Source organism: Actinoplanes sp. NPDC051859, from assembly GCF_044452725.1.
Classification (GTDB): Bacteria; Actinomycetota; Actinomycetes; order Mycobacteriales; family Micromonosporaceae; genus Actinoplanes.
Genome location: NZ_JBITBX010000014.1, coordinates 1 through 23,495, shown reverse-complemented (window position 1 = coordinate 23,495; position 23,495 = coordinate 1). Strand labels below are relative to the sequence as shown.

At 69.6% G+C, this 23,495-nt stretch carries 21 protein-coding genes and 2 pseudogenes; 4 read left to right on the top strand and 19 right to left on the bottom strand.

Translation table 11 applies throughout. The features are described from left to right. Positions 1-182 precede the first annotated feature (182 nt). Positions 183-1,250 carry an adenosine deaminase gene (locus ACIA1L_RS28500; protein WP_396076070.1) on the bottom strand — a complete coding sequence of 356 codons (1,068 nt, stop codon included), beginning with the start codon at positions 1,248-1,250 and terminating at the stop codon, positions 183-185. A 26-nt stretch (positions 1,251-1,276) separates the two neighbouring features. Between ACIA1L_RS28500 and ACIA1L_RS28495 the strand changes: the two genes are divergently transcribed. Next, a complete protein-coding gene (locus tag ACIA1L_RS28495) occupies positions 1,277-2,275 on the top strand; it encodes a putative RNA methyltransferase (protein ID WP_396076069.1) in 999 nt (332 codons plus the stop codon). Here ACIA1L_RS28495 and ACIA1L_RS28490 read toward each other — a convergent pair. From ACIA1L_RS28490 to trpS, 12 genes are all read right to left on the bottom strand, one after another. Then, positions 2,272-2,949, bottom strand: a complete 678-nt coding sequence (locus ACIA1L_RS28490; protein ID WP_396076067.1) for a DUF4272 domain-containing protein — start codon at positions 2,947-2,949, stop codon at positions 2,272-2,274. The genes ACIA1L_RS28495 and ACIA1L_RS28490 overlap by 4 nt on opposite strands. A gap of 6 nt (positions 2,950-2,955) precedes the next feature. Further along, positions 2,956-4,233, bottom strand: coding sequence for a thymidine phosphorylase (locus ACIA1L_RS28485; protein ID WP_396076065.1), 1,278 nt, complete (start codon positions 4,231-4,233; stop codon positions 2,956-2,958). Continuing rightward, a complete protein-coding gene (locus ACIA1L_RS28480; protein WP_396076064.1) occupies positions 4,233-4,946 on the bottom strand; it encodes a cytidine deaminase in 714 nt (237 codons plus the stop codon). The genes ACIA1L_RS28485 and ACIA1L_RS28480 overlap by 1 nt, the downstream gene beginning before the upstream one ends. Before the next feature lie 63 nt (positions 4,947-5,009). Then, positions 5,010-6,278: an ABC transporter permease gene (locus ACIA1L_RS28475; RefSeq protein ID WP_396076153.1), complete on the bottom strand. Its 1,269-nt coding sequence runs from the start codon at positions 6,276-6,278 to the stop codon at positions 5,010-5,012. 5 nt (positions 6,279-6,283) lie between these two features. Beyond that, positions 6,284-7,486, bottom strand: coding sequence for an ABC transporter permease (locus ACIA1L_RS28470; protein ID WP_396076152.1), 1,203 nt, complete (start codon positions 7,484-7,486; stop codon positions 6,284-6,286). 131 nt (positions 7,487-7,617) lie between these two features. Next, a complete protein-coding gene (locus tag ACIA1L_RS28465) occupies positions 7,618-9,129 on the bottom strand; it encodes an ABC transporter ATP-binding protein (RefSeq protein ID WP_396076063.1) in 1,512 nt (503 codons plus the stop codon). A gap of 176 nt (positions 9,130-9,305) precedes the next feature. Further along, entirely contained in the window at positions 9,306-10,400 is a 1,095-nt protein-coding gene (locus tag ACIA1L_RS28460) for a BMP family protein (protein WP_396076062.1), read from the bottom strand. Positions 10,401-10,637: 237 nt separating this feature from the next. Continuing rightward, positions 10,638-10,871: an SCO4848 family membrane protein gene (locus tag ACIA1L_RS28455; protein WP_396076061.1), complete on the bottom strand. Its 234-nt coding sequence runs from the start codon at positions 10,869-10,871 to the stop codon at positions 10,638-10,640. A 33-nt stretch (positions 10,872-10,904) separates the two neighbouring features. Beyond that, positions 10,905-11,309 (bottom strand): hypothetical protein, encoded by a 405-nt coding sequence (locus tag ACIA1L_RS28450; protein ID WP_396076060.1) that lies wholly within the window; start codon positions 11,307-11,309, stop codon positions 10,905-10,907. A 7-nt stretch (positions 11,310-11,316) separates the two neighbouring features. Next, on the bottom strand, positions 11,317-12,237 hold the full coding sequence (locus ACIA1L_RS28445; protein ID WP_396076058.1) for a YihY/virulence factor BrkB family protein: 921 nt from the start codon (positions 12,235-12,237) through the stop codon (positions 11,317-11,319). A 29-nt stretch (positions 12,238-12,266) separates the two neighbouring features. Beyond that, positions 12,267-12,821, bottom strand: coding sequence for a 2'-5' RNA ligase family protein (locus ACIA1L_RS28440; RefSeq protein WP_396076057.1), 555 nt, complete (start codon positions 12,819-12,821; stop codon positions 12,267-12,269). A gap of 6 nt (positions 12,822-12,827) precedes the next feature. Continuing rightward, complete coding sequence (trpS, locus tag ACIA1L_RS28435; RefSeq protein ID WP_396076056.1) at positions 12,828-13,853, bottom strand: tryptophan--tRNA ligase; 1,026 nt, start codon at positions 13,851-13,853, stop codon at positions 12,828-12,830. 146 nt (positions 13,854-13,999) lie between these two features. Here trpS and galE point away from each other — a divergent pair, with 146 nt between their 5' ends. The 3 genes and pseudogenes from galE to galK form a co-directional block, all read left to right on the top strand. Then, positions 14,000-14,977: a UDP-glucose 4-epimerase GalE gene (gene galE / locus ACIA1L_RS28430; RefSeq protein ID WP_396076055.1), complete on the top strand. Its 978-nt coding sequence runs from the start codon at positions 14,000-14,002 to the stop codon at positions 14,975-14,977. A gap of 10 nt (positions 14,978-14,987) precedes the next feature. After that, positions 14,988-15,161: pseudogene (locus tag ACIA1L_RS28425) on the top strand (galactokinase family protein); the annotation flags it as partial. A gap of 177 nt (positions 15,162-15,338) precedes the next feature. Continuing rightward, a pseudogene (galK, locus tag ACIA1L_RS28420) lies at positions 15,339-16,298 on the top strand (galactokinase); the annotation flags it as partial. A gap of 352 nt (positions 16,299-16,650) precedes the next feature. On the opposite strand, the gene cysN reads toward galK, so the two are convergent. The 6 genes from cysN to ACIA1L_RS28390 form a co-directional block, all read right to left on the bottom strand. Beyond that, entirely contained in the window at positions 16,651-17,949 is a 1,299-nt protein-coding gene (cysN, locus tag ACIA1L_RS28415) for a sulfate adenylyltransferase subunit CysN (protein ID WP_396076054.1), read from the bottom strand. Further along, positions 17,949-18,860 carry a sulfate adenylyltransferase subunit CysD gene (gene cysD, locus ACIA1L_RS28410; protein ID WP_396076053.1) on the bottom strand — a complete coding sequence of 304 codons (912 nt, stop codon included), beginning with the start codon at positions 18,858-18,860 and terminating at the stop codon, positions 17,949-17,951. Before cysD ends, cysN begins: the two co-directional genes overlap by 1 nt. Before the next feature lie 43 nt (positions 18,861-18,903). Then, positions 18,904-19,788 (bottom strand): 3'(2'),5'-bisphosphate nucleotidase CysQ, encoded by an 885-nt coding sequence (locus ACIA1L_RS28405; protein ID WP_396076052.1) that lies wholly within the window; start codon positions 19,786-19,788, stop codon positions 18,904-18,906. 17 nt (positions 19,789-19,805) lie between these two features. After that, positions 19,806-21,638, bottom strand: coding sequence for an exopolysaccharide biosynthesis polyprenyl glycosylphosphotransferase (locus tag ACIA1L_RS28400; RefSeq protein ID WP_396076051.1), 1,833 nt, complete (start codon positions 21,636-21,638; stop codon positions 19,806-19,808). Positions 21,639-21,777: 139 nt separating this feature from the next. After that, on the bottom strand, positions 21,778-22,365 hold the full coding sequence (pth, locus tag ACIA1L_RS28395) for an aminoacyl-tRNA hydrolase (protein WP_396076050.1): 588 nt from the start codon (positions 22,363-22,365) through the stop codon (positions 21,778-21,780). Between the two features lie 70 nt (positions 22,366-22,435). Continuing rightward, the gene (locus ACIA1L_RS28390; RefSeq protein WP_396076049.1) at positions 22,436-23,065 is read right to left on the bottom strand and encodes a 50S ribosomal protein L25/general stress protein Ctc; all 630 of its coding nucleotides are present in this window, start codon (positions 23,063-23,065) and stop codon (positions 22,436-22,438) included. Between the last annotated feature and the right edge of the window lie 430 nt (positions 23,066-23,495).

Sequence of the window (23,495 nt, the reverse complement as noted above, 5' to 3'; positions counted from 1 at the left end):
GATCCCGTTCGATCGTGCTGCACAGACGATGGCTCGCACACGAGCCGACGGCAAGGCAAGATGCCGGATTATGCAGTGTTTGTAGACAGCAAACTGTCCGAACGGACGACTGCGTTGACCGAATCGCCAGTATCCCGCGACGAAAGTACGTACGTGTCGCTCATGCCGGTTAAAACGTGACTTCAGGCCAGCAACTTCGCGTACGCCGGCTTGATCACGTCATTGATAAGCGACAAACGCTCGTCATACGGGATAAAGGCGGACTTCATCGCGTTGATCGTCAGCCACTGGAGTTCACTCCAACCCCAGCCAAATGCTTCGGTCAGCAGTGACATTTCCTTGGACATGGAAGTGCCGCTCATGAGCCGATTGTCCGTATTGACCGTGACGCGGAACCGCAGGTCCTTCAGCAGCCCGATCGGGTGCTCGGCGATCGAGGCAGCCGCGCCGGTCTGCACGTTCGAGGACGGGCACAGCTCCAGCGGGATGCGCTTGTCCCGGACGTACGAGGCGAGGCGGCCCAGGTTTCCGCCGGTGATGTCGTCCACGATCCGGACACCGTGGCCGAGGCGGTCCGCGCCGCACCACTGGATCGCCTGCCAGATCGACGGCAGGCCGAACGCCTCACCCGCGTGGATCGTGAAGTGGAAGTTCTCCCGCTGCAGGTACTCGAAGGCGTCCAGGTGGCGGGTGGGCGGGAAGCCGGCCTCGGCGCCGGCGATGTCGAAGCCGACCACGCCGGTGTCCCGGTAGCGCACGGCCAGCTCGGCGATCTCCTGCGAGCGGGCGGCGTGGCGCATTGCGGTCAGCAGCGTGCCGACCTTGATCTGGCGGCCCTGGGCAGCGGCCTCGGCGGTGCCGTCGGCGAAGCCCGCGTGCACGGCGTCGACCACCTGGTCGAGGCTGAGACCCTTTTCGAGGTGCTGCTCGGGCGCGTACCGGATTTCGGCGTAGACCACACCGTCGGCGGCGAGGTCGAGCGCGCATTCCTTGGCGACGCGGTGCAGGCCTTCTTCGGTCTGCATCACCGCGACCGTGTGCGCGAAGGTCTCCAGGTAGCGTTCCAGCGATCCGGAATCGGCGGCGGCGACGAACCACTCGCCCAGCTTTGCCGGGTCGGTCTCGGGGAGTTCGTGCCCGACGGCGTCCGCCAGCTCCACGATCGTTGCGGGTCGCAACCCGCCGTCGAGGTGGTCGTGCAGAAGAGCCTTCGGGGCCTTGACTATGTCGTCGTAGGAGATGGCAGTCATCAGCAGATGTTAGAGGGGCACGGACGATGATCGACGGCGCATTGGCATACCTGCGGTGCCCGGTGTGTGCCGGAACACTCGCGAAGGCCGACGAACGGGCGTTGCGCTGCCCCCTCGGGCACTCTTTCGACATCGCGCGGCAGGGGTACGTGAACCTGACGGCAGGCCGGTCGCCCCACTCGGGGGACACGGTCGAGATGATCGCGGACCGGGAGAAATTCCTCACCGAGGGACATTACGCATTCATCGCCGAAGCACTGGCCGCCGCGGCGAATCCGGGCGCCAGCCCGAACATCGAAGCCGGCCTGAGCGTCGAAGCCGGCCTGAGCGTCGAAGCCGGCCTGAGCGTCGAAGCCGGCGTAAGCAACGAAGCCGGCCTGAGCGTCGACTACGGCGTAAGCAACGAAGCCGGCCTGAGCGTCGACTACGGCGTAAGCAACGAAGCCGGCCTGAGCGTCGAAGCCGGCCCGAGCGACGCCGGCTTGGTCCTCGATGCCGGCACCGGCACCGGCAGTTACCTGGCCGGTTTCCTCGACGCCCACCCCGGCGCGCAAGGCCTGGGCATCGACGTCTCCAAGCCAGCCCTCCGCCGCGCCGCCCGGGCACATCCCCGGGCCGCTGCCGCTCTCGCCGACCTCTGGCGCCCGCTTCCCCTGGTCGATGCCTCAGCGAGTGTGGTGCTGAACGTCTTCGCGCCCCGCAACGGTCCGGAGTTCCACCGCGTCCTGCGGCCTGGCGGCCTCCTGCTGGTCGTCACGCCGGCCGCCGACCACCTCGCCGAGCTGATCGCCGAGTTCGGGCTGATCAAGGTCGACCCGGACAAGGCGGAACGGGTGGCGGACTCGCTGGGCTCCGGGTTCGCCGTGACGAACTCCTGGGGGCTGCGCCAGGTGTTGCGGTTGTCGGCGGCGCAAACCCGTACGTTGATCGGAATGACGCCGAGTGCCCGGCACGTCCCGCGCGACGCGGCCGGGACCCACGAGGTGACCGCGGCCGTTGATCTGACCGTCTATCGACGGGTTTAGACCGACAGGTCGACTTCTTCCCATTCCGGTGGAGCCTCGTGGTACGGCCCGGAGAACAGCACCGCCCACTCGAGGGCCCACCGGCGCTGGCCGACGGCGTTGCTGTCGACCTCGCCGGGCGGCCGGACACCAGCCCGCTCGGCCTCCTGGAACGCCCAGTCGAGGCAGTAGTAGAGGTCGAGGAGCACCGCCGCTTCGACCGCGTCCCGCGGCGCCACCAGCGACCGGGACCGCCAGGCATTGAACAACTCCCCGCCCGGCAGGTCCGGCATCTGCCGCATGAAACGGTCCTCCGGCGGCGCCGTCGGGTCGAGGTGGCGGCTCAGCCCGAGCAGCCACGCCAGCGCGAACGCCGCGTCGTGGTGCAGCACGAACGACCGGTGATCACCCTTGTCGCCCGCGACGAACTGCCACTCCGGCGGGGTGACGAAGTCCACCAGCTTCGAGTTGAGCAGCCAGCTCATCGCGGTCTCGGCGGGCATGCCGAAGCACCGGGCCACGACCACGTGCAGGACCGCGGCCCGGGCCTCCAGCTCGCCCGTGGGCCGCAGCTCCACCCCGTCCCCCGGCTCCCACACCAGCGGAAACGCCGGTGGCGGCAGGGGCAGGCCGAGCCGGCGCAGTTCGTCCAGGCTCGCGTCGCGTACCGCGCGGGGGTCGGGGGCGGCTTTCATGAATGGTCAGGCTATGCGGTCGAGCAAGAGCGGGCCGGGCGCGGTCGCCTCCGCGCCGATCCGGATGGCCGCGGCCGCGTCGGCCTGGGCCGCCGGGATCCGGGCGGCGTCATCCGTACGCAGCTCGAGCAGCACGTCGCCGGCGCTGACCCGGTCGCCGGGGCGAACCTTGAGCACGACGCCGGCCCCGAAGCTCACCGGGTCTTCCTTGCGGGCCCGACCAGCGCCGAGCCGCCATGCGGCGAGGCCGACGCCGAGCGCGTCCACCGATGCCACCACGCCGTCCTCTTCTGCACGCAGGACCTCGGTCTCGCGGGCGGTCGGCATGGGCGCGTCCGGGTCGCCGCCCTGGGCGCGGATCATGGCCTTCCAGGCGTCCATCGCGGCACCGGAGCGCAGCGCGTCGGCCGGGTCGGCGTCGATGCCCGCCGCGGCCAGCATCTCCCGGGCCAGGGCCAGGGTCAGCTCGACGACGTCGGCCGGTCCGCCGCCGGCCAGCACCTCGACCGACTCCTCGACCTCGATGGCGTTGCCGATGGTCAGGCCCAGCGGGGTGTTCATGTCGGTCAGCAGCGCGACGGTCTTGACACCGTGCGCCCCGCCCAGCTCGACCATGGTCCGGGCCAGCTCGCGGGCCATGTCCAGGTCCTTCATGAACGCGCCGGTGCCGACCTTCACGTCCAGCACGAGCGCGCCGGTGCCCTCGGCGATCTTCTTGCTCATGATCGAGCTGGCGATCAGCGGGATGGCCTCGACGGTGCCGGTGACGTCGCGCAGGGCGTACAGCTTGCGGTCGGCCGGGGCCAGGCCCTCGCCGGCGGCGCAGATGACCGCGCCGATGTCCTGCAGCTGCTTGACGAACTGGTCGTTGCTGATCCGGGCCTGCCAGCCGGCGATCGACTCGAGCTTGTCGAGGGTGCCGCCGGTGTGGCCGAGGCCGCGGCCGGAGAGCTGCGGCACCGCGGCACCGCACGCGGCGACCAGCGGGGTCAGCGGCAGCGTGATCTTGTCACCGACGCCGCCGGTGGAGTGCTTGTCGACCGTCGGGCGGCTCACCGCGGACAGGTCGAGCCGCTCGCCGCTGGCGATCATCGCCGCGGTCCAGCGGGCGATCTCGCCAGGCTGCATGCCGCGCAGCAGGATCGCCATCGCGAGCGCGGACATCTGCTCGTCGGCGACGACGCCCTTCGTGTACGCGTCCACGACCCAGTCGATCTGCGCATCGGACAGCATGTGCCCGTCCCGCTTCGCCCGGATGACGTCAACAGCCGCAAACTCGCTCATCACTGCTCTTCCCACTTCGCGCCGATACCTTCCGGCGGTTCACCTTCGCCGGCCCATGCGAGCCCGCCTTCCGCGTCCACCACAACCACCCGGGACGTACGGGTGCGACCCCAGGTCACCGCCGTAGCGGCGCTGGGGAAGATCGGGCCTTCCTCGAGGATGCCCTTGTCAGCGTCACTCTCTTCGGGGCTTCCGCCGGAACGCTCCCAGTAACCGGTCCACACCTGGGTGCCGCCGGACAGGTCCGGGTGCACGAAGACCGTGCCGCGGCCCCGCCACTTGGCGAGCTGCGCCGGCACTTCCAGCACCTCGGCCGCGCCGGTGACCTTGTCGATGTCGTCGGGGCCGAACGCGTTCGGCAGCAGCTCGGACATCTTCAGCGGCCGGGGCAGGGCTTCGACCAGGCACTCCGGTCCGCCGTGTTCGTAGAGCAGCTGGCGGCAGCGGCCACACGGCATCAGGGGCTGCCCGGTGGCGTCGACGCAGGACACGGCGACCAGTCGGCCCCCGCCCGTCGCGTGCAGCGAGCTGACGAGCCCGCACTCGGCGCAGAGCGTCACGCCGTAGGACGCGTTCTCCACGTTGCAGCCGACGACCACCCGGCCGTCGTTCACCAGTGCGGCCACGCCGACGGGAAAGTCCGAGTAGGGCGCGTACGCGTGCCGCATCGCTTCGACGGCCGCAGCCCGAAGCGATGCCCAGTCGATCTCCATGCCGCCGATTCTGCCCCACGCCGAGCGGGCGCGGACCGGCTCCCCGGTCCGCGCCCGGACGGCTCAACTCTTGATGTACGGCTGCCCGTCGGCGGCCGGTGCCCGCACGCGACCCACCAGACCCGCCACGGCGACGATGGTCGCCAGGTACGGCAGCATGTTGAGGAACTGGCTGGGCACCGGGCTCCCCACCGCGCTGAGGTAGGTGGCGAGCTTCTGCGCGAAGCCGAAGAACAGCGCCGCGCCCAGCGCCCCGAACGGGGTCCACCGGCCGAAGATCAGGGCGGCCAGCGCGATGAAGCCCGCGCCCGCCGTCATGTTCTTGTTGAAGCTGCCGGTCGCCGCCAGCGTGAAGTACGCCCCGCCGGCGCCCGCGATCAGGCCACCGAGCAGCACGTTCAGGTAGCGCAGGCCGCGGACTCGGATGCCGACGGTGTCCGCCGCGGTCGGGTGCTCGCCGACCGCTCGGGTCCGCAGACCCCAGCGGGTGCGGGAGAGCCCGAAGTGCACGACGAAGACCAGGATCAGCGCGAGGAATACCAGCCCGTTGGTGTCGAACAGGACCGGGCCGATGACCGGGATGTCGGACAGGACCGGGACGGCCCACTCCGGCATCTTCGGCGGCTGGTTGTAGGACTGGGCGTCGGGCTGCATCAGCCGCTCGTAGAGGAAGCCGGTGATGCCGAGCGCCAGCAGGTTCAGCACGATGCCGACCACGACCTGGTCGACCAGGTAGCGGATGGCCAGGACGGCCAGGATCGCCGCGATCAGCACACCGCCGAGGGCGGCGCTGAGCACGCCGGCCCACACGCTGGTAGCCATGGTGCCGACCAGGGCGGCGCCGAAGGCGCCCATCAGGAACTGGCCCTCGATGGCGACGTTGACCACGCCGGACCGTTCACCCAGCACGCCGGCGAGGGCGCCGAGGATCAGCGGTACGGCCAGCTCGAGCGTGCCGCTCGCGGTGTCCACCAGGGGCAGGAACTTGCCGGCGACCTGCCAGCACAGGAACGACAGCACGAAGCTGAGGATGCCGATGCTGAGAACTGCCGTCTGGTACTTGCGGAGCAGGCCGGCGAGCAGCACGCCGCCCGCGGCCAGCGAGATGATGCCGAACAGGATCGCGCCGAGCTGCCCGTTGATCTTCAGTGCCGCGCCCTCGGCGTCCTCGCTGAGCGTGAACCGGGCGGTCTCGGACGCCGCTAGCGCGCCGAAAACCACCGTGGCCAGCAGGCCGATGAACACGATTCCGACGCCGAGGCGCCGCTGCCGATCCCAGAACCGGGCGGGTGCCACGGCCGTCTCGGTCTCTTCCACTGTCGCCGTCGACACGCCGGTCACCAGCCCTTCGCCATGGAGGCGCCGAGCCGTGCGGTGCGGGCGGCGCGGAGGTGGAAGACCGCCTTCACCAGCGCCGGAGCGGCGATGAAGATGACGATCAGGGCCTGGATCACGGTGACGAGCTCCAGGGAGATGCCGGTGAACGACTGCATGCGGTTACCGCCGGCGCGCAGGGCACCGAACAGGATCGCCGCGCCCAGCGTCCCCCACGGCCGGTTCCGGCCGAGCAGGGCGACGAGCAGGCCGTCGAAGCCGATGTTGGCGGCGACCGCCGGGGTCAGCGCGTAGGCGGTGCCCAGGACCTGGGTCGCGCCACCGAGGCCGGCGAGGGCTCCGGCGGTGACCATCAGCATCGTGTACGTCTTGGCGACGCTCATACCCGCGGTCTTGGCGGCAGCCGGGTTGTGCCCGACGGCGCGCAGCTCGAAGCCGAACGCGGAGCGGTTGAGCAGCCAGGCGACGCCGGCCGTAGCCAGCACGGCGAGCACGATGCCGAGGTTGGCCCGCAGCTCGCCACCGAACGACGCAAGCTGCGCCGATTCGTCGACGGTCTTGCTGATCGCGTCGCTGCGGCCGGGCTGCTGGATGCCCTTCTGCAGGATCAGCCAACCCAGGAACAGGCTGGCCGTGTAGTTCAGCATGATCGTGACGATGACCTCGTGCGCCCCGGTCCGGGCCTTGAGGATGCCCGGGATGAAGCCCCACAGGGCGCCGCCGAGCGCACCAGCCAGCAGCGCCGCGACGAGGTGGATCACGGGCGGCAGCGGCAGCAGGAAGCCGGCCGCGGCCGCGGTGATCGTGCCGATGATCGCCTGGCCCTGACCACCGATGTTGAACAGACCACCGCGGAACGCGACTGCCACGGACAGACCGGTGAAGACCAGCGGTGCGGCGTACGTCAGGGTCTCGGAGATCGGCGCGAAGACCGTCTTGCCGGGACCGGTGCCGTCCGCCCAGGCCGAGATGGCGGCTGGGTCGACGATCGCACCCTTGAACAGGTCGGCGTACGCGGTGCTGATCAGGTCCCAGCTCGCGTTGAACGCGTCGGCGGGCCGGGCGGTGAGGTACGAGAACGTGTTCAGCACGGCCTCGTCCGAGACGATGATCAGCACGGCGCCGATCACCATCGCCAGCACGACCGACAGCAGCGTCACGGTGACCGTGTTCGCCGACCACAGGTTGTGTAGGAAGTGACTCATGAAGGAGTCGTCGTCGCCGGGCTTGTTCGGCTCTTTCTTCGCCGCCGTCTTGGTGGCGGCGGTGCCTTCCACAGCGGTCTCGGCGGCCGTCTCGTCGGCGTCCTTCTGCTCGCCGACCGGTCCGTCGGTAGTCACTTCGTCCCCTTCTCTACAGCCTCGTCACCGTCGGTCGTCGCCGGCTTGGCGGCGGACGAGTCGGTGATACCGGCCATCAGCAGACCCAGCTTGTCGCGGGGGGTGTCCGGCGAGACGATCGCCAGCACCCGACCGCGGTACATGACCGCCACCCGGTCGGCGAGCCCGACGACCTCGTCCAGCTCGCTCGACACCACGATCACGGCGGTGCCCACGTCGCGCTCGTGCACGATCCGCTTGTGGATGAACTCGATCGAGCCGACGTCCACACCACGGGTGGGCTGCGCGGCGATGAACAACCGCAGCGGCCGGGACAGCTCCCGGGCCACGACCACCTTCTGCTGGTTACCACCGGACAGCGTGCCGACGGGGGTGTCCGCCGACTGGGTACGGATGTCGAACTGCTCCACCCGCTCGCGCGCCGACTTCTGCACCTCGGCCGGGTTGAGCTGGAACGAGTTGCCGTACGGCGCCCGGTCGTACTGGTCGAGCACCAGGTTCTCGGCGACGGAGAACTCCTTGACCACGCCGTCGAGGCTGCGGTCCTCGGGGACGTAGCCGACGCCCGAGCGCAGGATCTGCTTGGTGCTCATGCCGGTGAGCTCTTCGTTGTCGACGGTGATCGACCCGGCCCGCGGCTTACGCAGGCCCATGATCGCCTCGATCAGCTCGGTCTGTCCGTTGCCCTGCACGCCCGCGATGCCGAGGATCTCGCCCGCGGTCACGGTCAGGTCGACGTTGTCGACGGCGCGGACGCCGCGGTCGTCGTCGACGATCAGGCCGGAGACCTGCAGCACTTCGCGGCCGGGCTCGGCGGGGGCCTTGTCCACTTCGAGACTCACCGCACGCCCCACCATCAGCGCCGCGAGTTCATGCTCGGGGGCGCTCGGGCTGGCCGTGCCGACGGTCTTACCGCGCCGGATCACGGTGATCCGGTCGGCGATCGCCTTGACCTCTTTGAGCTTGTGGGTGATGAAGACGATGGACTTGCCGGCGTCACACAGCCCGCGCATGACCGCGAGCAGTTCCTCGGTCTCCTGCGGGGTGAGCACGGCGGTCGGCTCGTCGAGGATGAGCAGGTCGACGTCGCGGGTCAGCGCCTTGACGATCTCGACGCGCTGCTGCGCGCCGACCGGCAGGTGCTCGACGAGGGCGTCGGGGTCGACCGGGAGGCCGTACCGCTCGGAGACCTCGAGGACCTCGCGGCGGGCGCGGCGGCGGTCGAGGAATCCGGCTTTGGTCTTCTCGGCGCCGAGCGCGATGTTTTCGGCAACGGTGAAGACGGGCACCAGCATGAAGTGCTGGTGGACCATGCCGATGCCGGCGGCGATGGCGTCGCGCGGGCTGCGGAAGGTCACCGCTTTCCCGTCGACGAGAACCTCGCCCTCGTCCGGCTGCAGCAGGCCGTAGAGCTGGTTCATGAGGGTGGACTTTCCCGCGCCGTTCTCACCCAGGAGGGCGTGAACCTCGCCGGGCTCGACGGTCAGGTCGATGTGGTCGTTGGCCACCAGGTCGCCGAAGCGCTTGGTGATGCCGCGCAGCTCGAGTCTCAGCGGAATCTCCTGGACGAGGGGCCGGGCGTTGCGACGGGAGGGGGTCGAAACGGCCCGAGCAGAGCCGCCGCGCAGGTCGCGGGAGTGTTCCCGCGACCGCGCGGCGGCCGGTTTGCTAGATCAAAACAAGGTCACTTCGGGGCGTTGGCCGACTCGACCTTGATGGTGCCGCCGATGATGTCCTTCTTCAGCTTCTCGATCTCGGCCTTGAGGGCCGCGTCGACCTTGCTGTCGAACTGGTTGTACGGCGCCAGCGAGACACCGTCGTTCTCCAGCGTGCCCTTGTAGCCCGGGGTCGAGGCGAGCGGCTTGCCGGCCGCACCCTCAGCCACGGCCTTCTCCACGGCGCCCGCGATGTTCTTGACCACGGTGGTCAGGAAGACGTCGCAGTACTGCTCGGCGCTCTTGCAGCCGTCCTGGTCGACCCAGACGACGGAGAGCTTGCCACCGGACGCCTTGGCGACGTCGGCGGTGCCCAGACCGGTGCCGCCGGCGACCGGCATGACCACGTCGGCGCCCTGCGAGACGAACGTGTTGGTGATCGTCTTGCCCTTGGCCTGGTCACCGAAGTTCTCGGCGAACGTGCCGTTCTGCTTGGCCTTGTCCCAGCCGAGCACCTGGACGTTCTTGCTCTTGGTCTTGTTGTAGTGCGCGACGCCGTCGGCGAAGCCGTCCATGAAGACGGTGACCGGCGGGATCTTCATGCCGCCGTAGGTGGCGACCTTGCCGCTCTTCGAGTAGCCCGCCGAGAGGTAGCCGGCGAGGAACGCGGCCTGCTCGGTGGCGAACTGCATCGGGTAGACGTTGGTCGCGCCCTCAACGGCGCTGTCCACGATGCCGAACTGCTGGTTCTTGCTCTCGTCCGCGACCTTCTTGGTGGCGGTGCCCATCAGGCCACCCACCGAGAGGATGAAGTTGCACTTCTGCGTGACGTAGGCGCGCAGGTTGGGCTCGTAGTCGGCCTCAGCCGTCGACGGCGCGTACTTCGGGTCGACGTTGGCCTGGTTCTGCTTGGCGGCCTGCAGGCCGGCCCACGCCGAGGCGTTGAAGGACCGGTCGTCGATGCCACCGGTGTCGGTGACCATGCACGCCTTGTATGCCGCGGCAGTGCTCGCACCGGAACCGCTAGGGGTGTCCTTCGGGGCGTCGCCACAGGCAGCGGCGGCGAGCGTCAGCCCACCCGCCGCAAGAATCGCAACGATTCGCTTCCCACTTACTGGGCGCAAGACGCCCTCCTTCCACAGCGCACCAACACAGCGTGGTGCATCTCAGGTCGGGAGCGTAGCCCCAGGTAAAGGCGCCGTGAAGGAGATCTCACCGGACTGTTGGCTCACCGTTACCTACGCGCAACCGGGAGTCCCGCCGAATGGGAGTTCCGGGGTCAAAACGCGGGAAAGCACGTCGGCGGCATCACTCACCGTAAATCCTTCGGTACAGCGATCCCGAACGTGAAAATTATTCGGTCACCGCGGGGGCCGGGCTGCCCGCCACGCCCGGATACCGAGAACACCGACCGTCGTGCCCACCGCGAGGGATGCGCCGATCAGCAGCGCGTGCACCCAGAGGAAGGACGTCGGCGACCCGGCCGCGAAGGACCGCTCGTCCTTCCAGATGGCCACACCGAAGCGGGGCCAGATCAGCCAAGTCCAGCCGCCCACGGCGATCAGGAACGCGGACCACTTCCGGGAGAGCACCACGCGCCCAGTATGCCGAGCCGCCGCGCGCCGGCTTTACCCGGCGGCTGCCAGCTTGGCGGCGATCCGGGCGAACCCGGCCCGCACCTCTTCCCGCGTGGGTGGACGGCCCGGCGTCGTGCGCCGCGGCTCAGCACTGTCGAATGTTTCCGCGGACAGCTCCTCGGCACCGGCATCCGGACTGCCCCCGGACTTGGCCAGCTCGACCTCGGCCCGGATTGCCTCGGCGTCGGCCAGCGGCAGCAACGGCTCCACCACCGCCATCAGGTCCTCATCCGCGACGACGGCCTGCGCCAGGGCCAGCGCGTGCGGCCGCTCGTACGGCCCGCAGACCAGCGGCTCCCACCCCTCGTCGTCGTCCAGCGGACCGATGGTGATGATCCACGGCAGGTCGGCCACGGGTGAGCCGGGCGGCAGGTGCAACGTCACGAGAGTGCCCACCCGAACATCATTCCGGGCGTCGGTGCCGGATCCAGGCATTTTGCCCCACTGGAGCGGTTTTATCGTCCGCGGAGAGGTCGACGACCCGGCCGTGCGGACTGGTCGCCGCCCACGCCGCACCGAAGAGCAGCAGCTGGTTGAAGACGTAGAGATAGACGAGCAGGCCCACGGCGCTGGCGACCAGACCGTACGCGGGGTTGCGCTGGATCAGCCCGACGAACGACTTGCCCACGGTGTTGAGCAGGTAGATCCCGATGCCCACCTGCAGGACGGGCGGGGCCATCCGCCGCGCTGTCATCCGCAGCCGCGGCACGGCGGCCAGCAGCGCCGCCGCGAGCAGCATGTTCACCCCGATGGTCAGCACCACGCTGATGATCTGCAGCAGGACGCCGACCCGGCCGTCGGCCAGCCATTCGAGCACTGCCTCCAGGCCGTACACGGCGCCGACCGAGACGGTGAGCAGCAGCAGGATGCCGACCAGCACGAGCAGGTCGACCACCTGCCGGACGACGATGTAGCCCGGCTGCTCGTTGAGCCGCCAGATCAGCCGCTGCGAGGACCGGATCGCCTCCACCCAGCCGATGCCGGTGAAGATCAAGCCCAGAATGCCGACGATGCCGACCGTACGGCCACTGTCGAGAATGGCCTTCACGTCCAGGAACGGCAGATTCTGCCGAAGGAACTCCTGCACGACGTCGAACAGCGCCACATTGGATTTGATCAAGAAACCGAAGGCCGAGTAGCCGATCAAGGCGAGCGCGAACACCGCGAAGAAACCGTAGTAGGCGATGGCCGCCGCGAGCCGTCCGCCAGAGACCTCGTCGTAGCGCAGCGCGGCCCGGCTCAGGTGGTCGAAGGTGCGCGAGCGGTGCCGCCAGGCCATGATCCGTGCCTCGACCGCCGCGTACGCCCGGTCGATGACGTTCACGCGGGTGACCGTACCCAATGGAAGGTCGGCTAGCCCGGAACACCCAGGGAATAGTCGCGGCGGCGCTGCCAGGGACCATCGCCAGCGGCGGAGAGATCATGCGAGAACAGCGTGAACGCCGGCACGTCGAAGCGCGCCTCGAACTCGGCAAGATCGTCGAAGACCGCATCGAGCGCGGCGGGGTCGACATCCTGCGCGACCGTGACGTGCGGGTGGTACGGGAACCGGGAGTCACGGTGCACCGCCTCGGCCTCGACGATGGCGGCGGCCAGCAGCTCGCATTCGCTGATCCCGGCGGCCAGCGTCACGAACACCACCTCGGTGATCGGCCGGAACGTGCCGGTCCCTCGCAGGTGCACGACGAACGGCTCCTGCGCCGCCGCGACCTTCGCCAAGTGCCGCTCGACAGCCGGCAGCGCCGCGGTCGGGATCTCCGTCGGGCCGAGCAGGGTGACGTGCGCGGGCGTGTACGCCGCCTGCGGGTCGCCCGCCTCGGCCCGGCGCCGGGTCAGCTCGGGTCCCCACGGTGCGGGGATGTCGATCGCGACGCCGATCCGCGTCGTGGGTGTCGCCGTGTCCGTCACCGTGGGTCAGGCTCCACGGGACGGGCTGAGAAAGCCGATGTTCTGGTACGCCGTGGCCAGCGTCGCCGCCGACACGGCCCGCGCCTTCTCCGCGCCGATCGCCAGCACCTTGTCGAGGTACCCCGGGTCCTCCAAGTAGGTCCGGGTGCGCTCCTGCACCGGCTTGACGAACTCCACCACGATCTCGGCGAGGTCCTTCTTGAGGTCACCGTAGCCGCGGCCGTCATACTGCTCGAGCAGTTCGTCTATGGTCCGCGCGGTGAGCGCCGCGTACATGGTGAGCAGGTTGCTGATGCCCGGCTTGTTTTCCTCGTCGTAGAGGATCTCCCGGCCGGTGTCGGTGACCGCCGACTTGATCTTCTTGGCCGAGCGCGCGGGGTCTTCCAGCAGCTCGATGATGCCGTTGGGCGAGGACGCCGACTTCGACATCTTGGCGGTCGGGTCCTGCAGGTCCGTGATCTTGGCTGTGTCCTTCACGATGTACGCCGAAGGCACCGTGAACGTCCGCCCGAACCGGGTGTTGAACCGCTGGGCCAGGTCGCGGGTCAGCTCGAGGTGCTGCCGCTGGTCCTCGCCGACCGGCACCGCGTCCGCCTGGTAGAGCAGGATGTCCGCGGCCTGCAGGATCGGGTAGGTGAACAGCCCGACGCTGGTGGTGTCGGAGCCCTGCTTCGCCGACTTGTCCTTGAACTGGACCATCCGCCCGGCCTCGCCGAACCCGGTGATGCAGCTCAGCACCCAGCCGAGCTGGGCGTGCTCCGGGACGTGCGACTGCACGAACAGGGTGCACCGCTCGGGGTCGAGGCCGAGGGCGAGCAGCTGGGCCACGGAGAGCCGGGTGCGGTTGCGCAAGGCCACCGGGTCGTGCCCCATGGTGATCGCGTGCAGGTCGACGACGCAGTAGAACGCGTCGGCCGTTTCCTGCATGGCCACCCAGTTGCGGACCGCTCCGAGATAATTGCCCATATGGAACGAGTCGGCGGTCGGCTGGATGCCGGAAAGCACCCGCGGTCGGCGGTCGGCGTCGGACATGAGCGCCATTGTGTCAGTCTCGGCGGGCGTCCCGTCAAACGCCCGGCGTGGCTCGCGTCCATGTTCGATCGTGTTGACTTGTGAGCGTTATTGAGTGACCCTGGACGGCGAACTCGCCTGCCAGCAGTGCAACGAAAGGTCGTGTGGTGAAACTTCTCGTCACCGGAGGCGCCGGCTACGTCGGCAGCGTCACCAGCCGCCTCTTGCTCGACGCCGGGCACGAGCTCGTCGTCCTGGACAACCTCAGCACCGGCTTTCGAGAAGCGGTCGCCCCCGACGCTACCTTCGTCCAAGCTGACATTGCCGACGCAGGCTCAGTGCTCACCCCCGACGCGGGCTTCGACGCCGTCCTGCACTTCGCCGGCCTGATCGCCGCCGGCGAGTCGATGACCAAGCCCGAGATCTACTGGGACCACAACGTCCAGCGGTCACTCGCGCTGCTCGACGCCATCCGCGCCGCCCGGGTCCCCCGCGTCGTGTTCTCCTCCACCGCCGCCGTCTACGGCAACCCCACCGAACTGCCGATCACCGAAAACGCCACCAAAGCCCCCACCAACACGTACGGCGCCACGAAGCTGACTTTCGACTTCGCGCTGACCTCCGAGGCGTACGCGCACGGGCTGGCCGCGGTCTCGCTGCGCTACTTCAATGTGGCCGGCGCGCTGATCCGCGGAGACGGCACCACCATCGGCGAGCGGCACGACCCGGAGACCCACCTCATCCCGATCGCCCTGCAGGTCGCCGCCGGTAAGCGCGACAAGCTGCAGCTCTTCGGCGACGACTACCCCACCGTGGACGGCACCTGCGTCCGCGACTACATCCACGTCGTCGACCTCGCCCGGGCCCACCTGCTCGCCCTGGACGCCGCGACCGGCGGCGAACACAAGATCTACAACCTCGGCAACGGGAACGGCTTCTCCAACCGCCAGGTCGTCGAAGCGGCCCGCGAGGTCACCGGCACCGACCTGCCCGTGGAGGTCGCCCCCCGCCGCGAGGGCGACCCCGCCACCCTGGTCGCTTCCTCGCAGCGCGCGCGCGACGAGCTCGGCTGGGTGCCGGAAAAGAACACCCTGCAGGAGATGATCGGCGACGCCTGGAACTTCTACCGCGCCCACGTCGCGTGAGCTGAGCACCGTGGACGTCGCCCCCGCGGCCGCTGCGGCCTTCCGCGCCACCTTCGGCACCGACCCGGCCGGGCTGTGGGCCGCCCCCGGCCGGGTCAACCTGATCGGCGAGCACACCGACTACAACGCCGGCTTCGTCCTACCCTTCGCCCTACCCCAACAGGTCGTCGCCGCCATTGCGCCGACCAGCGAGTCAGCCGCCGTTGCGCCGACCAGCAAGTCAGCCGCCGTTGCGCCGACCAGCGAGTCAGCCGCCATTGCGCCGACCAGCGAGTCAGCCGCCGTTGGGCCGACCAGCGAGTCAGCCGCCATCGCGCCGACCAGTGGGCCAGCCCCCATTGCGCCGACCAGTGGGCCAGCCGCTGCGGGCCCCGGCTGGACGGTGTGTTCGGACTTCGCCCCGGAGCCGGTGAATTTCACCGACCCGGCTCCTGGCACGGTCACCGGCTGGGCTGCATACATCGCCGGCGTCGTCTGGGCATTGCGCGACGCGGGCCACGCGGTGCCGCCCGCCCGCATCGCCCTCGCTTCGGACGTGCCCGTCGGCGCCGGCGTCTCCTCCTCGGCAGCGCTCGAGTCCGCGGTGCTGACCGCCCTCGTCGAACTGGGCGGGCTCAACCTGCCGCTCGCTGATCGGCCTGCAATCGCCCAGCGCGCCGAAAACGCCTACGTGGGCGCGCCCACCGGGATCATGGACCAGTCGGCATCGTTGCGCTGCGAAGCCGGCCGGGCCCTGTTCCTGGACTGCCGCTCGCTCGCGGTCGAGCAGATCCCGTTCGACCTCGCCGCGGCCGGCCTCACCATCCTGGTGATCGACACCAACACCCCCCATCGGCACGTCGACGGCGAGTACGGCGCCCGCCGGGCCTCCTGCGAGGACGCGGCGCGCATTCTCAGCGTTCCCGCCTTGCGCGACGTCACGGACCTGCCCGCGGCGCTGTCCCAGCTCGACGACGAGGTCATGCGCCGCCGGGTCCGGCATGTCGTCACTGAGAACCAACGGGTGCTCGACACCGTGGCGCTGCTGCGCGCCGGGCGCATCCGCGAGATCGGCCCGCTGCTCACCGCGTCACACGCCTCGATGCGCGACGACTTCGAGATCACGGTGGACCGGGTCGACGTGGCTGTCGGGGCCGCGCTGGCTGCGGGAGCCTACGGCGCCCGAATGACCGGCGGCGGCTTCGGCGGCTGCGTCCTCGCCCTGATCGACGCGGACCGGGCAGCTGCGGTCACGGCCGCGGTCGAGGACGCCTACCGCACCCACTCTTACGGCTCCCCCACCATCTGGCCGGTCACTCCCGGCCCCGGTGCCCGCCGCCTCTCCAGCGGAATACCGTCCCGGCGTGCTGGGTATGCGCCAGGCATGACAGTCGAATCGGACGAGAACCGACCCAACGAGTTCGGCTTCGCCGGCGCCGCTACCGCACCCGAGCCCACTCGGGCCACCACGAGGCCCGACGAGGTTGACGGCGAGAGCATCGCGGTCCCGTCCGGCGACCTCACCGGGGCGATCAGCGAGGCGATCGAGGACGCCACCTCGCGCGACGACGACCGCTAGCCGCGACTTCACCGACGCTCCGAAGCACAGCCGTCCGGCGCCGCCGGCAGCTGGGAACGTCGCAGCCCGCCCGGCGCAGTGCCGGACGGGCTGCTTTCGGGTCAGTTCGCCGAGGTCAGGAGGCCTCGATGATCATGCCGGCGCCGACCGTCCGGTTGGTGGTCTCGTCGATGAGAATGAAGCCGCCGGTGGTGCGGTTGCGGCGGTACTCGTCGGCGAGCAGCGGCAGGGTGGTGCGCAGTTTGACCCGGCCGATCTCGTTCAGGCCGAGCTGACCGGCGTCCTCGTCGCGGTGCAGCGTGTTGACGTCGAGCCGGTACTGCAGGCCGCGGATGACCGTGCGGGCCGTCCGCGTCGTGTGCTTGATCGTGTACTTGGCACCGACGCGCAGCGGCGCGGTCTCGTCCATCCAGCAGACCATCGCCTCGAGGTCCTGGGCGACCGCCGGGGCGTTGTTCGGCCGGCAGATCATGTCGCCGCGGGAGATGTCGATCTCGTCGCGCAGCCGGACCGTCACGGACATCGGCGGGAACGCCTCGTCGACCGGGCCGTCCGCGGTGTCGATCGCCGCGATCTTGCTGGTCATTCCGGACGGCAGGACCAGCACGTCGTCGCCGGGCTTGAGGACGCCGGAGGCGACCTGACCTGCGTAGCCGCGGTAGTCGGTGACCGTGGTCGACTGCGGGCGGATGACGTACTGCACCGGGAAGCGGACGTCGACCAGGTTGCGGTCGGACGCGATGTGGACGTGTTCCAGGTGGTGCAGCAGCGACGGGCCTTCGTACCAGGGGCTCTTCTCCGAGCGGGAGGCGATGTTGTCGCCCTCCAGCGCGGAGATCGGGATGATCGTCAGGTCGGTGATGTCCAGCTTCGCGGCGAACGAGGTGAACTCGTCGGCGATCCGGTCGTACACCTCCTTGTCCCAGCCGACCAGGTCCATCTTGTTGACGCACAGCACCAGGTGCGGCACGCGCAGTAGTGAGGTCAGGAAGGCGTGCCGACGCGACTGCTCGACCAGGCCCTTGCGGGCGTCGACCAGGATCAGCGCCAGGTCGGCGGTCGAGGCGCCGGTGACCATGTTCCGGGTGTACTGGATGTGCCCCGGGGTGTCCGCGATGATGAACTTGCGCCGCGGCGTCGCGAAGTAGCGGTACGCCACGTCGATCGTGATGCCCTGCTCCCGCTCGGCGCGCAGGCCGTCGGTGAGCAGCGCCAGGTTGGTGTATTCGTCGCCGCGCGCCGCGCTGACCGCCTCGACCGCTTCGAGCTGGTCGGAGAACAGCGACTTGGTGTCGTAGAGCAGCCGGCCGATCAGGGTCGACTTGCCGTCGTCGACGCTGCCCGCGGTGGCGAACCGCAGCAGGTCCATGTTGCGGGCGGCGGCCGCCTCGGTCTCCAGAACTGCCTGACTCATCAGAAGTAGCCTTCCCGCTTGCGGTCTTCCATCGCGGCCTCGCTGACCTTGTCGTCGCCCCGGGTGGCGCCGCGCTCGGTGATCCGGGTCGCCGCCACCTCGTCGATGACCTTCTCGACCGTGTCAGCGTCGGAGAGCACGGCGGCGGTCTGCGACGCGTCGCCGACGGTGCGGTAGCGCACCCGGCGGGTCTCGACCTTCTCGCCCGCGCGCGCAGTGATGAACTCGTTCACCGCGTAGAACATCCCGTCGCGCTCGACGACCTCGCGGTCGTGGGCGTAGTAGATGCTCGGCAGCGCGATCTCTTCCTTCGCGATGTAGTGCCACACGTCCAGCTCAGTCCAGTTGGACAGCGGGAAGACGCGGATCGACTCGCCGGGGTGGTGCCGCCCGTTGTACAGCGACCAGAGCTCGGGCCGCTGGTTCTTCGGGTCCCACTGGCCGAACTCGTCGCGGAAGCTGAACATCCGCTCCTTGGCGCGGGCCTTCTCCTCGTCGCGGCGGGCGCCGCCGAACAGGGCGTCGAAGCGGTACTTCTCGACCGCGGCGAGCAGCACCGGGGTCTGGATCCGGTTGCGCGTGCCGTCGGGCAGCTCGCGGACCTGGCCGGAGTCGATCGCCTCTTGCACGCTCGCGACCACCAGGTTGAGGCCCAGCTCGGTGACCCGGGCGTCGCGGTAGTCGAGCACCTCGGGGAAGTTGTGCCCGGTGTCGACGTGCATGACCGGGAACGGGACGCGGGCCGGGGCGAAGGCCTTTTCGGCCAGCCGCAGCATGACGATGGAGTCCTTGCCGCCGGAGAACAGCAGCACCGGCCGCTCGAACTCGGCCATCACCTCGCGCATCACGAAGATGCTCTCGGCCTCCAGGGCGTCCAGATGGGAGACGCGGTAGGGCTTCGCCTGGCTCACAGGATCCCTAGCCTTTCGATTCCGTGGGGGTGCGGGGGTCAGGTTACGGGAGGTGCCGCTGCAACGCTGCCAGCAAACGGGGGGCGAGATCCTTCCGACAGACCAGGAGATCCGGCAACTTGGGATCGGCCTGGTTGTATTTCAACTCACTTCCGTCGATTCGGGAAGTGTGCAATCCGGTGGCTGCCGCCACAGCGATCGGCGCGGCGCTGTCCCACTCGTACTGGCCGCCGGCGTGGACGTAGGCGTCGGCCTCGCCGCTGATCACCGCGGCGATCTTGACACCGGCCGAGCCCATCGGCACCAGCTCCGCGCCGATGTCCTCGGCCAGGGCGGTGACGAAGGCCGGCGGCCGGGTCCGGCTCGCGGCGATCCGGATCGGCGCGGGCGGGACGCTCGGCGCCGGAAGCGGCGGGTACGCCGGAGTGTGATCGGTTCCTAACGTACGGTGCTGGGCCGGCATCGCCACCGCACCAGCGGACAGGCAGCTCGGGCTCTTGCAGTCGGCGGTCCACAGCGCGACGTGCACCGCCCAGTCGCTGCGGCCCTCCTCGGAGAACTCCCGAGTGCCGTCCAACGGGTCCACGATCCAGACCCGCGAGGCGTCCAGCCGGTCCGGTCGCATGATGCCGGGCTCGCCGTCCTGCCATGCCACCCGGGCGTGGTCGTCCTCCTCCGACAGCACGGCGTCGGCGGGCCGCCAGCGGGCGAGCTCCGTACGCAAAAGGTCGTGCGCAGCTTTGTCGCCCGCGGCCTTCAACGCCTTGCCGTCCGCGTAACCCATGTCCGCACGAACCTGGAGCAGCACCTGCCCGGCGCGGTCCGCCAGCCAGCGGGCGAACGCGGAGTCGTTCACCGGCGGTGTGCCGCCGGACTCCGGTTCCCGCTGTCCCGCAATGCGGGCCGACGTCCCTGTCTGCTCGCTCATCGCTCTCCTCACGACTCTCAGTACGCTCCCGACGACCGGACCACCGCGGTCATGGTCCGCAAAAGGATCACCAGGTCCAAGCCCAGGGACCAGTTCTCCACATAGCGCAGGTCCAGCCGGACCGCCTCCTCCCAGGAGAGGTCCGAACGACCGGATACCTGCCAGAGGCCCGTCATGCCCGGTTTGACCGCGAGCCGGCGCCGCACGTCGTCGGCATAGGCGGCCACCTCCGACGGCAACGGCGGCCGCGGGCCGACCAACGACATCTGACCTGACAGAACGTTCAGCAATTGCGGCAGTTCGTCAAGAGACAGCCGCCGCAGCCAACGTCCGACCGGGGTCACCCGCGGGTCGTCACGGATCTTGAAGAGCACACCGTCGTGCTCGTTGAGGTGCCGAAGCTCAGCGAGCCGCGCCTCGGCGTCGGTATACATGCTGCGGAACTTGAAGATGCGGAATTCGGAACCGTCACGCCCGACCCGTACCTGCCGGAAGAGTACCGGCCCCCGCGACGTCAGCCGGACACACAGTGCGACGGTTAACAACACCGGACCGAAGATGACCAGCAGAAACAACGCACCGAGCCGATCGAAGAGATCTTTGACGATGCGGGCTCCCCCGTGCAGCCGGGGATGCTCGACGTGCAGCATCGGCAGGCCGTCGAACGGCCGGATCGTGGTCCGCGCACCGGCCACATCGATCAGCGCGCTCGCCACCACCAGATCGACCTCGTCGCGCTCCAGCCGCCACGCGAGCCGGCGCAACACCACCCCGTCGAGTTCCGGGCAGCTCAGCACCACGACCGTGTCCGCCTCGGCCGCGTCCACCGCGTTCGCCACGTCGTCGAAAGTGCCATACACCGGCAAATCGACGTCGCTGGCCCGCGGCCGGAACCGGCCGTCCGCCAGTTCCCCGGGCCCGTCGCGCTCCGGCGGCAGGCAGGCACCGACCACCTCCAGGCCGTGATAGCGCTCGCGGCGCAACTGCCGGGTGATCCCGATGACCGACAACTCGTGCCCGACCACCAGCACCCGGCGCAGGCTCTCGCCGCGCGCACGCTCCAGATGCAGCCGTTTACGCAGGGCGAACCGCAGGACCACCGCCGAGACGATCGCCGTGGGGAGGGCGGCCAGGACGTACGAGCGGGCGAGGTCGAGCTCCAAGGCGTACGAGACGACGGCGACGGTGGCGATCAGGCCGATGCCGCCCCGGAACACCCGCTGGTACTCGTCCGTGCCGACGAACAGGTAGCGCCGCTCGTACGCCCGACTGACCACCAGGACAGCCAGCAGCGCCACCGGCAACAGCGCCGACAGCAACAAGTACCACTGGTTGTACGCGGTCACTTCGTCGCCGAACCGCAGCCCGAACGTCACCGCGCCCGCGGCTATCCCGGCGACCAGGTCACACAGGACGAGCGCCTGCACGTACCGGCGCTCCCAGCGCTGCCGCCGCGACATGGCCGCGTGTTTGCCGCGTACCCGGACGAAGGGCCGGGCTGTCGGCCGCGCCGCCGCCGACCGGTTGGGCCGCGGCGACCACAGCTGGTCCGCTGCCTGGTTCCGCGCCCGGTCGGTGCCGACCTGGCCGGCCTGCGGTGGCGCATTGTCCTCGTCAGCGGCCGGGCGGGCCGGCGAGGGAATCTTGCTGTTGCGACTCCGATCGCGGTGCGGCGATGTGCGGTGCGGGCGCGGGCCGTGGTTGGCGGGTGGATGATTCGCCGGGCCGTGCGTCTCCGGGACGACGTCCACCCGGGCCGACTCCGAACCGCCGCGCCGCTGGATCGTCGGCAGGATCACCGTCGTCTCGTCCAGCCGCACCTCGCGGCTGCCGGACAGGTCCTGTGTCACCCGACCCTCCCCCGCACCGTCGATTCCCGCGCATCGTTGCGATGCGCTATGTGACCAACGCGCTAACAGCGGGCGGCGTCACGGGACCGATAGACGGACAAAAGGGTCTAAAGGATCTACCTGTTTGGACCTCAGAAAGTCAGTTTCCGTGGTATTTGTTCTGCGCCCACTCGACGCCCTCCTGCACCACGGCCGCCACCACATCGGCTGCCCGATCCACGAGAAACTCCAGCTCCTTGCGCTCCGTCGAGGAGAAATCCGACAACACGAAATCCGCCGGATCCTGCCGGCCCGGCGGCCGCCCGATGCCGAACCGCACCCGGGCGTACTCCTTACTGCTCAGCGACTTCGACATCGAGCGCAGCCCGTTGTGACCACCCTCACCGCCGCCGCGCTTCACCCGGATATCGCCGTACGGCACGTCCAACTCGTCGTGCACCGCGATCACATTCTCCACCGGCACCTTGAAGAACTGCCCCAACGCCACCACCGGCGCCCCCGACAGATTCATATACGTCAACGGCTTCACCAGGATCAGCTTCGGGCCGCCGAACCCGAGCCGGCCCTCCGCCACCTCGGCCACCGCCCGCTTGTGCCGCCCGAACTTGCCGCCCACCCGGGACGCCAACAATTCCGCCACCATGAAACCGACGTTGTGCCGGTTGGCGGCGTACTCCCGGCCCGGATTGCCCAAGCCCACGACGAGCCAGGGTGCGACCTCGGTCATCAGCTCTCCTAGAGACGACAACAGGGAAAGTGCCAGCCGGCACTTTCCCTGTTGGGTGTTGGCGTCGGCGTCAGCCGGCAGCTTCCTCGGTGGCCTCGCCCTCGGCGGCCTCCTCGGTCGCCTCGCCGGTGTCACCCTCCATCTGCGCGGCAGTCTGCGCCTGCGACACGATCGCGATGACGTGCGCGGCGTCCACAGCCAGCTCGGTGCCCTTCGGCAGCGTCACGTCGCCGGCGGTCACCTGCGAGCCCGCCTCCAGGCCCTCGATGGAAACCTCGAGCGCGGCCGGCACGTGCAGCGCCTCGGCCGTCACCGCAAGCGTCATGCTCTCGCTCACCACGAGCGTGTTCTTGGCGGCCTCGCCGACCAGCGTCACCGGGACGTCCACCTGGACCTTCTCGCCCCGCTTCACGATGATCAGGTCGACGTGCTCGTACGTGTCCTTGATCGGGTCACGCTGGATCGCCTTCGGCAACGCCAGGGTGGTCCCCGTGCCGCCGGTGATGTCGATGGTGAACACCTGGTTCAGGCCGCCGTGCCGAATCGCGGCAGCGAACTCCCGCGCCGGCAGCGCGATGTGCTGGGGCGCCTCGCCGTGGCCGTACAGCACGGCAGGCACCAGGCCAGCCCGGCGCGTGCGGCGGGCACCACCCTTGCCGAACTCGGTACGGGGCTCGGCGCTGATCTTTACCTCGGACACGGGGATACTCCTGAAACTTTGATCGGGCTGCGTCTAAGTCTGCGGCTTGCGGGCTGCGGGCGGTGATCGGCGGAGCCGAGCGGTGGGTGGTGCTCAGTGCTCGGCAAGAGGCGCACTGGGCACAGGCCCGGAGCACCGCGTCGATCACGGTGCCTCAAGCGAACTCCGCAAACTGCAGCAGACCGCGTGGCACCCTCGCCGTGGCAACCGCACCAGCTTACCTGCTCATGCCACGCCTTAGCGGGCGGGTCCCACCAGCTCACTCTCCCTGCGAAAGTTCACCCACCCGAAGCACAGAAGCGGGGGGGGCGCCCCCCCCCCCCCCCCCCCCCCAAACCCCCCACCCCCCCCCCCCCCCCCCCCCCCCCCAACCCCCCCCCCCCCCACCCCCACCCCCCCCCCCACCCCCCAACCCCCCCCCCCCCCCCCC

Bases quoted from the DNA above. Each gene is read 5' to 3' on its own strand.
- ACIA1L_RS28500 (WP_396076070.1), bottom strand. From the start codon at position 1,250: ATGACTGCCATCTCCTACGACGACATAGTCAAGGCCCCGAAGGCTCTT.
- ACIA1L_RS28495 (WP_396076069.1), top strand. From the start codon at position 1,277: ATGATCGACGGCGCATTGGCATACCTGCGGTGCCCGGTGTGTGCCGGA.
- ACIA1L_RS28490 (WP_396076067.1), bottom strand. From the start codon at position 2,949: ATGAAAGCCGCCCCCGACCCCCGCGCGGTACGCGACGCGAGCCTGGAC.
- ACIA1L_RS28485 (WP_396076065.1), bottom strand. From the start codon at position 4,233: ATGAGCGAGTTTGCGGCTGTTGACGTCATCCGGGCGAAGCGGGACGGG.
- ACIA1L_RS28480 (WP_396076064.1), bottom strand. From the start codon at position 4,946: ATGGAGATCGACTGGGCATCGCTTCGGGCTGCGGCCGTCGAAGCGATG.
- ACIA1L_RS28470 (WP_396076152.1), bottom strand. From the start codon at position 7,486: ATGAGTCACTTCCTACACAACCTGTGGTCGGCGAACACGGTCACCGTG.
- trpS (WP_396076056.1), bottom strand. From the start codon at position 13,853: ATGTCCGACGCCGACCGCCGACCGCGGGTGCTTTCCGGCATCCAGCCG.
- cysN (WP_396076054.1), bottom strand. From the start codon at position 17,949: ATGAGTCAGGCAGTTCTGGAGACCGAGGCGGCCGCCGCCCGCAACATG.
- ACIA1L_RS28405 (WP_396076052.1), bottom strand. From the start codon at position 19,788: ATGAGCGAGCAGACAGGGACGTCGGCCCGCATTGCGGGACAGCGGGAA.
- pth (WP_396076050.1), bottom strand. From the start codon at position 22,365: ATGACCGAGGTCGCACCCTGGCTCGTCGTGGGCTTGGGCAATCCGGGC.